This is a genomic window from Pseudonocardia lacus (genome assembly GCF_018531445.1).
Lineage (GTDB): Bacteria > Actinomycetota > Actinomycetes > Mycobacteriales > Pseudonocardiaceae > Pseudonocardia > Pseudonocardia lacus.
On the sequence record NZ_JAHDTH010000410.1, the window covers coordinates 1 to 2,585 of the forward strand.

General features: G+C 75.7%; 3 protein-coding genes. All 3 read left to right on the forward strand.

All coding sequences use genetic code 11. The features are described 5' to 3' along the window. Positions 1–652: NAD(P)/FAD-dependent oxidoreductase (locus tag KIK08_RS38565; RefSeq protein ID WP_214408257.1), on the forward strand; the 652-nt coding region annotated here is incomplete at its 5' end. Between the two features lie 36 nt (positions 653–688). Then, a complete protein-coding gene (locus KIK08_RS38570) occupies positions 689–1,900 on the forward strand; it encodes a cytochrome P450 family protein (RefSeq protein WP_214408258.1) in 1,212 nt (403 codons plus the stop codon). A gap of 90 nt (positions 1,901–1,990) precedes the next feature. Next, positions 1,991–2,585 (forward strand): lyase family protein (locus tag KIK08_RS38575; protein WP_250558656.1); only part of this gene is annotated, 595 nt, incomplete at its 3' end.

Consider the following 2,585-nt stretch of genomic DNA (forward strand, 5'->3'; position numbering starts at 1 on the left):
CGTCGCGGGCGGGTGGCGCGTGCGGGCCGGCACCGGCGGCGCGGACGTCGTCATCGACTGCGCCGAGGTCGTCGACGCCGCGGGCGCCTGGGCCGACGCGGTGGCCGGGATGGCGGGCGTGCCGCGGCTGGGGCTGCGCCCGCTGCGCCGCACGATCGCCGTGGTCGCGGTGCCCGACGCCGCCCGGCTGCGCGGCCCCGAACCGGTGCTGCCGATGGTCTGCGAGGCAGCCGAGCGGTTCTACTTCAAGTCCGAGACGACCGCGGCCGGCCCGGCGCTGCTGTGCAGCCCGGGCGACGAGACGCCCGTCGAGCCCTCCGACGCCCGTCCCGACGAGCTCGACGTGGCCACGGCGCTGGAGCGGGTGGAGGCGGCCACGGGGCTCGGGCTGCGCTCGGTGCGCACCAGCTGGGCGGGCCTGCGCTCGTTCGTGGCCGACCGGCGCCCGGTCGTCGGGGCGTGGCCCGGGCACCCGGGGTTCTGGTTCTTCGCCGCGCAGGGCGGGTTCGGCATCGAGTCGTCCCCGGCGCTCGCGGCGCTCGGCGCGGCGGTGATCACCGGCGGGCCGGTGCCCGCCGACGTGCCCGTCGCCGCGTCCGCCCTGCGTCCCGACCGGCTCGCGCTCACGGCGGCGCAGCCACCCCGCACGTAAGCTCCTGCTCACTGAACCGATCCACGAAGGAGCACGGTGACCACCACCACACTGGAACTCTTCGAGGGCGCCTTCTGGCGCGACCCGTACCCCGCCTACGCCGGGCTGCTCGCCGAGCACCCGGTGCGCAAGGTGCGGATGGGCGACGGAGAGGTCTGGTTCCTCAGCCGCTACGAGGACGTGCGCGCCGCGCTGGCCGACCAGCGGCTCAGCAAGGACTGGCGCTACACGCTGCCCCCCGAGCAGCGGGCCGACAAGCCGGTCGCCCCCATCCCGATGATGATCCTGATGGACCCGCCGGAGCACACCCGGCTGCGCAAGCTCGTCTCGCGCTCGTTCACGCTGCGCCGGATGGAGGCGCTGCGCCCCCGGGTCGCCCAGATCGCCGGCGAGCTGATCGACGGCCTGCCCGCCGACGGCGCCGTCGACGTGATGTCGCGCTACGCGTTCATGCTGCCGGTGCTGGTGATCTGCGAGCTGCTGGGCGTGCCGGCCGAGGACCGCGACGACTTCGCGGCCTGGTCCAACGACATGGTCGACGCGGCCGACCGGGCCGAGGGCATGGCCAACGACTCCTCGGCCAGGCTCTACGGCTACCTGTCCGAGCTGATCGCCGCCAAGCGGGAGAACCCCGACGACGCGCTCATCTCGGCGCTGATCCAGGTCGCCGAGGACGACGACCGGCTGTCCGAGCCCGAGCTCGTGGCCATGGCGATGATGCTGCTGATCGCCGGGCACGAGACCACGGTCAACCTCATCGGGAACGGCCTGCTGGCCCTGCTCACCCACCCCGACCAGCTGGCCCTGCTGCGCGAGCGGCCCGAGCTGATCGGCTCGGCGGTGGAGGAGTTCCTGCGCTGGGACTCCCCGGTGCACACGACGCCCGCCCGGTTCGCCGCCGAGGACGTCGAGTACAGCGGTGTCGTGATCCCGGCGGGCTCGGTGGTGGTGCTGTCGCTGGCCGCGGCCAACCGCGACGAGCGCCACACCGAGGAGCCGGCCGAGCTGCGCGTCGACCGCGACGCCTCCGGGCACGTGGCGTTCGGCCACGGCCTGCACCACTGCTTGGGCGCCCAGCTGGCCCGCATCGAGGGCCAGGAGGGGATCGGCGCGCTGATCGCCCGCCGGCCCGACATCGCGCTGGCCGTCGACCCGGACGAGCTCGTGCACCGGCGCAGCACGCTGGTGCGCGGGCTCAAGCAACTGCCCGTCGTGCTCGGCCGGGACGCCGGGGACGCCACCGGCTGATCTTCCGTTTGTCCGGCCGGGATACCGACGATCATCGGTACCGGTTGCTCCGGCCGGACCGCGCGGATCACCCGCGTACGGTGACGCCCCATGAGCAGCGCCCTCCTCGATCCCCTGTTCGGGGCCGACCGGGTCACCGCCCGGCTCGACGACGCGGCGTGGGTCGCCGCGCTGGTCGCGGTGGAGGTCGCGCTGGCCCACGCCGCGGCCGAGCACGGCATCGTCCCGGCCGCCGACGCCGAGGCGATCGAGGCCGCCGCCGCGGCGATGGACGTCGACACCGCCGAGCTCGGCCGGCAGGCCGTCGAGGGCGGCAACCCGGTGATCCCGCTGGTCCGGATGCTGCGCGAGGCGGCCGGTCCGGCCGGTGCCTCGGTGCACCCCGGGGCGACCAGCCAGGACGTCATGGACACCGCGGCCGTGCTGCTCACCGGGTGGGCGGGCGAGGTGCTGCTGGACGACCTGCTCGGCGCGGCCGACGCCGCCGCCGCGCTGGCCGCGGCCCACCGCGACACCCCGATGATCGCCCGCACGCTCGGCCAGCAGGCGCTGCCGACCACGTTCGGCCTGGTCGCGGCGGGCTGGGCGGCCGGAATCGACCGGGCCCGGATCGGCCTGGCGACCGTGCTGGCCGGGCTGCCGGCGCAGTGCGGGGGAGCGGCCGGCACGCTGGCCGCGCTGCACC